This window comes from Streptomyces sp. NRRL B-24572 (assembly GCF_002156145.1).
Classification (GTDB): Bacteria; Actinomycetota; Actinomycetes; order Streptomycetales; family Streptomycetaceae; genus Streptomyces; species Streptomyces vietnamensis.
On sequence record NZ_MWIG01000592.1, the window covers coordinates 1 to 7956 of the forward strand.

Annotated in this window: 9 protein-coding genes; 3 read left to right on the forward strand and 6 right to left on the reverse strand. The window is 72.3% G+C overall.

The features are described 5' to 3' along the window. Positions 1 to 121: 121 nt before the first annotated feature. From CCN56_RS31040 to CCN56_RS31050, 3 genes are all read right to left on the reverse strand, one after another. The gene (locus CCN56_RS31040; protein ID WP_041134185.1) at positions 122 to 1093 is read right to left on the reverse strand and encodes a sigma-70 family RNA polymerase sigma factor; all 972 of its coding nucleotides are present in this window, start codon (positions 1091 to 1093) and stop codon (positions 122 to 124) included. Positions 1094 to 1175: 82 nt separating this feature from the next. Beyond that, entirely contained in the window at positions 1176 to 1883 is a 708-nt protein-coding gene (locus CCN56_RS31045; RefSeq protein ID WP_086831254.1) for a L,D-transpeptidase, read from the reverse strand. 82 nt (positions 1884 to 1965) lie between these two features. Continuing rightward, positions 1966 to 3225, reverse strand: a complete 1260-nt coding sequence (locus CCN56_RS31050; RefSeq protein ID WP_086831255.1) for an MFS transporter — start codon at positions 3223 to 3225, stop codon at positions 1966 to 1968. Between the two features lie 62 nt (positions 3226 to 3287). On the opposite strand from CCN56_RS31050, the gene CCN56_RS31055 reads away from it, so the two are divergent. Then, positions 3288 to 4268, forward strand: coding sequence for a LysR family transcriptional regulator (locus CCN56_RS31055; protein ID WP_086831256.1), 981 nt, complete (start codon positions 3288 to 3290; stop codon positions 4266 to 4268). Here the strand turns inward: CCN56_RS31055 and CCN56_RS31060 are convergent. Together CCN56_RS31060 and CCN56_RS31065 are read right to left on the reverse strand one after the other, a co-directional pair. After that, positions 4254 to 5030, reverse strand: coding sequence for an alpha/beta hydrolase (locus CCN56_RS31060; RefSeq protein WP_179200045.1), 777 nt, complete (start codon positions 5028 to 5030; stop codon positions 4254 to 4256). The two genes, CCN56_RS31055 and CCN56_RS31060, sit on opposite strands and share 15 nt — an antisense overlap. Positions 5031 to 5118: 88 nt before the next feature. After that, complete coding sequence (locus tag CCN56_RS31065) at positions 5119 to 5892, reverse strand: GNAT family N-acetyltransferase (protein WP_086831257.1); 774 nt, start codon at positions 5890 to 5892, stop codon at positions 5119 to 5121. Positions 5893 to 5983: 91 nt separating this feature from the next. Between CCN56_RS31065 and CCN56_RS31070 the strand changes: the two genes are divergently transcribed. After that, complete coding sequence (locus CCN56_RS31070) at positions 5984 to 7138, forward strand: adenosine deaminase (RefSeq protein WP_086831258.1); 1155 nt, start codon at positions 5984 to 5986, stop codon at positions 7136 to 7138. 182 nt (positions 7139 to 7320) lie between these two features. Then, positions 7321 to 7701, forward strand: coding sequence for a hypothetical protein (locus tag CCN56_RS31075; protein WP_086831259.1), 381 nt, complete (start codon positions 7321 to 7323; stop codon positions 7699 to 7701). A 78-nt stretch (positions 7702 to 7779) separates the two neighbouring features. Here the strand turns inward: CCN56_RS31075 and CCN56_RS31080 are convergent. Continuing rightward, on the reverse strand, positions 7780 to 7956 hold a 177-nt coding region (locus tag CCN56_RS31080), incomplete at its 5' end, for a PspC domain-containing protein (protein WP_086831261.1).

A 7956-nucleotide genomic window follows, 5' to 3' on the forward strand; every position in this document is an offset into this window, starting at 1 on the left:
CGCCGTCGACGCCCTCGCCCGGCTGAAGCTCGCCGCCGGGCGGCGGGGGCACCGGATCCGGTTCGAGGGAGCGGGACCCGAGCTGCGGACCCTGCTCCTCCTCACCGGTCTCGCCGAAACGCTAGGCCTCTAGCCGCGCCGGGAGGTCGAAGAGCGGGAACCAGCGCTCCGTGTCCAGGAAGAAGTCCATCCCGGCGACCTTGCCGTCCCGCAGCTCCAGGACGATCAGCGCCCACGGGCTGAAGCCGCCCTCCGGGTCCGGGTGGTACTGGGCGAAGGCGGGGGAGCCGTTCGCCACGGTCGGCACCAGCTTCGAGCCCGAGCAGACCTCGCCGACGCCCAGCATCCAGCCCACGATGTTCTCGTGGCCCTGGAGCCACAGGTCGTACGGCGGCATGGACATCGTCGCGTCCTCGTGGAGGAGCGCGGTGAGCGCCTTCATGTCGTAGCCCTCGAAGGCGGCGACGTACCGCTCCAGGAGCGCCTTCTGCTCCTCGTCCAGCGGGTCCGCCGCGTCGGAGGCGGCCGGCGCCTGCTCGGCGAGGGTCGCGCGGGCCCGCTGGAGGGCGCTGTTGACCGAGGCGACCGAGGTGTCGAGGAGCTCGGCGACCTCGCTCGCCTTCCAGGCGAGCACCTCGCGCAGGATGAGCACGGCCCGCTGCTTGGGCGGCAGGTGCTGGAGCGCGGCCACGAACGCGAGCCGGACCGATTCCCGGGAGAGCGCCGTCTCGGCCGGGTCGCCCGCCGAGGGCATCACCCGCCCGTCCGGGATCGGCTCCAGCCAGGTGATCTCCGGCTGCTTGACGAGCTGCGCCTGCGCGACGGGCGTCGGCCCGGTGAGGTCCATGGGCCGTGCTCTCCTGTTCCCCGCGTTCAGCGCGTCCAGGCAGACGTTGGTGGCGATCCGGTACAGCCAGGACCGCAGCGAAGAGCGGCCCTCGAAGGAGTCGATGGCCTTCCAGGCCCGGACCATGGTGTCCTGCACCGCGTCCTCCGCCTCGAAGGAGGATCCGAGCATCCGGTAGCAGTAACCGGTCAGCTCCCTGCGGTACTTGTCGAGTTCCTCGGTCGTCGCGGTCGCCGCGTCGCTCATCGGGTCCACCCCACTCACCCCTCACCGGCACCCGTTCGGTGCCGGTGAGAGGGAAGCTACCGCAGGGGACTGACAGTCGGGGTCAGGTTCCCGGCTTGCGGCCGTAGACGAAGACGTCGTCGCCGTTCCTGAGCAGGTTCCAGTACGCCTTCGCGTCCGTCGGCCGCATGTTGACGCAGCCGCCGGAGCCCGGCGGGTTCCACATGGACTTGGTGGTCGAGTGGAAGGCCTGGCCGCCGTCGAAGAACTGCGAGTACGGCATGGAGACGTGGTAGAGCGTCGACCAGTGGTTGATGTTCCGCCAGTAGATCTTCTTGGAGCCGGTACGGGTCTCGGTGCCGTCCTTGCCCGTACGGACCGGCACCGGCCCGTACTTCAGGCGCGCTCCGTCCTGGATCCAGCTGAGCTGCCGCGTCAGGTCGACGCAGGCGATCCGGCCCCGGTTGGTCGGACAGGCGCCCGCCCGGTTGGGGGTGGTGCCCGCCGCCCTCTGCTGGATCATCGTGTTCATCGTGCGCCAGGTGATCGGCCCCGCGTACCCCATGGTCGGGGTGATGCCGTGCTTGGCCTGGAAGGCCTGGATGGCCTGGCAGTCGCCGAGCGACTGGCGCCCGTCCACCGTCCGCCCGAGGAACTTCTCCACCTGCTTCTGGTACGGCCCCGTCGTCACGTTGCAGGACGCCGCCTGCGCCGGGGCCGTACCGAGCGCGATCGTCATCGGCACCACGAGCGAGGTGATCCCCGCGGCGATGCCCGTCCTTCTGCCGATGCGCCTCGCGATTCGTTTCATGATCGTCAACTCCCCCTAGAGTCCCTGTATTTGAGGACGTAAGGGGGAGTGTGACGGTTGCAGCCCGAGAACGGGAGACCGCCTACGCCGTTGCCGGGTGCAGGCGCCGCGCCTCGACGCGCGCGCTGTGCGAGCCGTACAGGGTGACCGAGACGACCCCGAGGACCGCGACCAGGCCGATCAGGACCGTGCCCGCCCAGCCGCCCGCGTGGAAGGCGATCGCGCCGAGCGTGCCGCCCGCGCTGCTGCCCAGGTAGTACGCGGACTGGTAGAGCGCCGAGGCCTGCGCGCGGCCCGTCTTCGCCGTGCGGCTCACCGAGGAGGAGGCGACCGCGTGGCCCGCGAAGAAACCGGCCGTGATCAGGACCAGGCCCGTGAGGACGAGCGCGAGGGAGTCGGACAGCGAGAACAGCAGGCCCGCCGCCGTCGTCGAGACCGCGAGGTAGAGCGCGCCCCGCCGGCCCATCCGGCCGACCAGCTTGCCGGCCGCCGCCGAGGAGACCGTACCGACCAGGTAGACCAGGAAGATCGAGCCGATCACGCCCTGCGGCAGCGAGAACGGCGCCTCCACCAGGCGGTAGCCGATCACCGTGTACACGGCGCCGAAGACCGTCATGAACAGCGCGCCGATCACGTACAGGCGCATCAGGAGCGGGTCGGCGAGGTGGCCGCGGACCGTCCGGGCCAGCGCCTTCGGGTTCAGCGTGCCGGGCTTGAAGTGCCGGGCCTTCGGAAGCAGCGCCCGGAAGGCGAGCGCGCACACCAGGGAGGTCAGGCCGACGGCGGCCAGACCCGCGCGCCAGCCCCACAGCTGGGCGACCCAGCCGGTCACGAGCCGGCCGCTCATGCCGCCGATCGAGTTGCCCGCCACGAACAGGCCGATCGCGGCGATCAGCGCCTTGGGGCGCACCTCCTCGGCAAGGTACGCCATCGCCGAGGCCGGGAGGCCGGCGAGCGCCGCGCCCTGGACCGCGCGGAGCGCGATCAGCGATTCCAGGTTCGGGGCGAGCGGCACCAGGAGTGCCACGGCGACCGCGACCGAGAGGGAGGCCGTCATCATCGCGCGCCGCCCGAAGCGCTCCGAGAGGGCGCTGAGCGGCAGGACGCAGAGGGCGAGGGCGCCGGTCGCGGCGGAGACCGTCCAGGAGGCGGCGGAGGCGGTGGCGCCGAACTCGGCCGAGATGGCCGGGAGGAGGGCCTGCGTGGAGTAGAGGAGGGCGAAGGTGGCCAGTCCGGCGGCGAAGAGCGCGAGGCTCATCCGGCGGTAGCCGGGGGCACCGGGGGAGAGGCGGGTGTCGGCGGACGCGGTGGTGGCGGCCGCCTTGGTACTGGCGGAAGGCATGTCACGAACGTAGGACGGTCCGGTTCATGCGTCCAATGCACGGAACTGCTGTAATCGTTCCCATGGTGCATGAGTACAGGTCACAGCCTCGCCTGTCACCGAACAGTAACGAAGAAGACATGGGACTGCTGCTCGCGCCGCGGCTCGCGTACTTCGCAGCCGTCGCCCGGCACGAGCACGTGACCCGTGCGGCGGCCGAGATGGGCGTGCCGCAGTCGACGCTCTCGCGGGCCATGGTCCGGCTCGAACAGGACCTCGGCGTCACGCTCTTCGCCCGGCGCGGCCGCACGGTCTCCCTCACCCCGGCGGGCCGCCGCTTCCTGACCGCCGCCGAGCGGGCCCTCGCCGAGGTGGAGCGGGCCGCCGACACCGTACGGGCCGATGCCGACCCGGCGGCCGGCCGGGTCGCCTTCGGTTTCCTGCACACGATGGGCTCCGAGACCGTCCCCGGCCTCATCCGCGCCTTCCGGGTCGACCATCCCCGGATCCGCTTCACCCTCGTCCAGAACTACGGCGAGGCCATGATCGAGCGGCTGCGGGCCGGGGACCTGGACCTGTGTCTGACCTCGCCGGTGCCGGACGCCCCCGACCTGGTGGCCCGGCGCCTCGACGAACAGCGGCTGCGGCTCGTCGTCCCCGACGACCACCGGCTCGCGGGCCGCAAGCGGGTGCGGCTCGCCGAGGCCGCGGAGGAGACCTTCGTGACCCTGGAGCCTGGGTACGGGCTCCGCCGCATCACCGACGACCTGTGCGCGGAGGCCGGCTTCAAGCCCCGGGTCGCCTTCGAGGGCGAGGAGGCCGAGACCCTGCGCGGCCTGGTCGCCGCCGGGCTCGGGGTCGCCCTGCTGCCGCCGCCCGCCGTCTCCCGCCCCGGCGTCGTCGAACTCACCGTCACCGCGCCGCGCGCGGTCCGCGAGATCGGCGTCGCCTGGCTGGACGGCCACCCGGACACGGCCCCGGTGGCCGCCTTCAAGAAGTTCCTGCTCAGCAGGCGCGGCCATCTGCTCCCGAAGGAGCCCCTGGAGGGTTCACCGCCGGCGTGAGCCGCCGAAGCCCGCCGCGAGCGGCATCCGCAGGCCGAGCGGCGGGGGGGCCGCCATCGCGTCGGCCACCGGGCGGGCGACCGGCCGGGCGAACAGGGTGCCGAGCACGAAGTCCGCGGCGAGGGCCCGGACCTCGGCCGCGTACTGGCGCAGCGCGTGACCGTCCGAGTGGACCTCGAAGCGGCAGGTGTCCCGGTTCGCCTTCTTCGCCCGCTCGGCGAACCGGAACGACAGCTCCGGGTCCGTCCGCGCGTCGTTCGTGCCGTGCACGAGCAGCACCTTGCGCCCCACCAGCTGCCGCACCGGCTCCGGCTCCGCCGCCACGTCGTCCTCCGGCAGCCACGGCGCGAGCGCGAGGACCGCGCCGACCGCCGGATGCCCGGCCGCCCGCAGCGCCGCCCGCGCGCCCATCCCGTGCCCCAGGAGGCAGACCGGGACGTCGCCGTAGCGCCGTACCGCCTCCTCGACCGCCCAGGAGGCGTCCGCCGCGAGGTCCGCGTCCGCGCCGTTCCAGCCGTGCGCCCGGTAGCGCACCACGTGCGCCGCGAGCCCCTCGGACCGGCCCGCCCGGACCAGGGCGCGTCCCAGCGGAAGCATCGCCGCGTGCGTCCACGCCGAGGCCCGCCGGGCCGACACGGGCTGGCCGTCAGGCAGGAGCAGCACCACGCCGCCCACCGCCGTCACCGCCGACCGGGAACTGACGGGGCGCCCGAGCCGGGGTCTCCGGGTTTCGGGCGGCCCCACGAGTGCGAAGTGCGCCATGGCAGAACAGTCTCAGAAGCGGAGGTGTACGCCAGTCGTACGCGCGGTCTCTGTTACGTATCGTCCGGAGAGCGAACGCCCTTTGCTCCTATACCCGTTCGAACCGGGCCACCGAGCCGACGACCGCGAAGCCCTTGCGGCCGTACCAGGTGCGCGGCCAGTCCTCCGAGAAGGCGGTGAGGAAGCGGGTCCCGCAGCCCGCGGCGGCGGCCTCGTGCAGCGCCGTGTCGAGGACCTTCCCGGCGTACCCCTGCTTCAGATGGGCCTCCACGGTGACGAGGTCCTCGATCTGCGCGACCCCGGTCGCCGGGTCCATGTACAGGTCGACCCAGGCGGCCACCTCGCCCTCCGGGGTGTACGCGGCGAAGAACCGCACGACGTCGGCACCGCGCCGCCGCGCGAGGCGCCGCTCCACCAGGTGCTCGATCTGCTCCGGCGTCGCATGCGGGGCGAACCGCGGCCAGGATTCGGCGACCGGGCCGCGCAGCTCGTCGAAGTCGACCTCCCGCGCCCCGCCGTGCTCCGGCACCGGGCCGGTGTGCGCCATGATCAGCGTGGTGGCGTGCCGGAACCCGGCACGCTCCATGGGCGCCACGCAGGCGGCGGCGACCGCCTCGTCGAGGACGTACGCGAAGCGGTACGGGAGATGGCTCTGCGCCTCGTCCGTGTACCCGGCCAGCGCCTCCGGGTCCACGGCCCCGTAGGCGAGCACGTGGTTGTTCCCCCGGGAGTGCCGGTAGGCGTCGTCGAGCACGGCGACGGCGCCGGGGAACTCGACGGTACGGGCCGCCTGGCGGCGGTGGAAGTCGGACAGGAAGCGGTGGATGCGCGGGAGTTCGTCCGCGGGCGTGGTCGAGGTCATGCGGGCAGGCTAGGGGGCGGGTCCTCGCCCCGCCACGAGAAATCCGGCGCCACGAGAGGTGTTCTACGCGCGTAGGGGCTAGAGTGCGGAAATGACGAGCCAGACCCCCAACGTCCCCACCGCGGACCAGATCCGCCGTGCCCCGAAGGTGCTGCTCCACGACCACCTCGACGGCGGACTGCGCCCCGGCACGATCATCGAACTCGCCCGGGAGCAGGGCTATGAGCAGCTCCCGGAGACGGAGCCCGACAAGCTCGGCATCTGGTTCCGCGAAGCCGCCGACTCCGGCTCCCTGGAGCGGTACCTGGAGACCTTCGCGCACACCTGCGCCGTCATGCAGACCAGGGACGCCCTCTTCCGCGTCGCCGCCGAGTGCGCCGTCGACCTCGCCGAGGACGGCGTCGTCTACGCCGAGGTGCGCTACGCCCCCGAGCAGCACCTGGAGGGCGGTCTCACCCTCGAAGAGGTCGTGGAGGCCGTCAACGAGGGCTTCCGCGAGGGCGAGCGGCAGGCCAGGGCCAACGGCCACCGCATCCGGGTCGGCGCCCTGCTCACCGCCATGCGGCACGCCGCCCGCGCCCTGGAGATCGCCGAACTCGCCAACCGTTACCGCGACTCCGGTGTCGTCGGCTTCGACATCGCGGGCGCCGAGGCCGGCTACCCGCCCACCCGCCACCTCGACGCCTTCGAGTACCTCAAGCGGGAGAACAACCACTTCACCATCCACGCGGGCGAGGCCTTCGGACTCCCCTCGATCTGGCAGGCGCTCCAGTGGTGCGGCGCCGACCGCCTCGGCCACGGCGTCCGCATCATCGACGACATCGAGGTCGCCGACGACGGCTCGGTCCGTCTCGGCCGCCTCGCGGCCTACGTCCGCGACAAGCGCATCCCGCTGGAGATGTGCCCCTCCTCCAACCTCCAGACCGGTGCCGCCGCCTCGTTCGCCGAGCACCCCATCGGCCTGCTCCGCACGCTCCACTTCCGGGCCACGGTCAACACCGACAACCGGCTCATGAGCGGGACGAGCATGAGCCGGGAATTCGAGCTGCTGACCGAGGCATTCGATTACACGCTCGACGACATGCAGTGGTTCACTGTCAATGCGATGAAATCAGCGTTCATTCCTTTCGATGAACGACTCGCCATGATCAACGAGGTCATCAAGCCCGGCTACGCCGAGCTGAAGTCCGAATGGCTGTTCCAGCAGACCGCGACGACCAGGGATTCTTCCCGCGCGGCGGACTGAAGGGCGCCCCGCGAAGGGGACGGGAGCGGCCGGGGCGGTACGACACCCGGCCGCTTTCCGGTGTTTGCGGAGGCGACGTTCGCTGGTTAGGTTGCAGAGCCGCTCTGCATTCCCGAGGTTCCCAGGATTTCCCCTCCCGGCTTTTCCCCGAAGCCCCCGGATTCCCCAAGGAAGATTTTCTGATGAAGCAGTCTGCCGCCAAGAAGCTCGGTGTCGCCGCTCTCGGTGCCGCTTTCGTCGCCGCCGGTGCCGGCGCGGCCAACGCCGCATCGGCCCTGCCGCTCGACGCCGACGCGCTGGGCACGGTGACCTCGGCCGTCCCGCTGGGTGACGGCCTCACCACGCTCCCTGACGGCGCCACCGAGTCCCTCGGCGCCGGGCAGGGCGCGCTCGGCCAGGGGCTCGACCAGGGCGTGAAGACCCTCCCGGCCGCCGCCGGCCAGGCCACCCAGAACGCCCCGCTCGGTGCCGCGACCGGCGCCCTCGGCGCCACCCCGCTCGGCCAGGTCACCGGCCTCCTGGGCGGCCTGCCGCTGGGCGCCGGCGGTCTGCCGATCGGCTGACCCCCGCTCGTACACGCCGAAGGGGCGCGCACCCGGAACTCCGGGTACGCGCCCCTTCGGCGTGCGTACGAACCGCGTCTACCAGGCCGTGCTCGTGGCCTTCTCCGAGGGCAGGAAGATCCACAGGCCCAGGTAGATCAGGAACTGCGGTCCCGGCAGCAGGCACGAGACCAGGAAGATCAGACGCATCGTCCACGCGGAGGTGCCGAAGCGCCGGGCCAGCGCCGCGCACACTCCGCCGAGCACGCGTCCGTC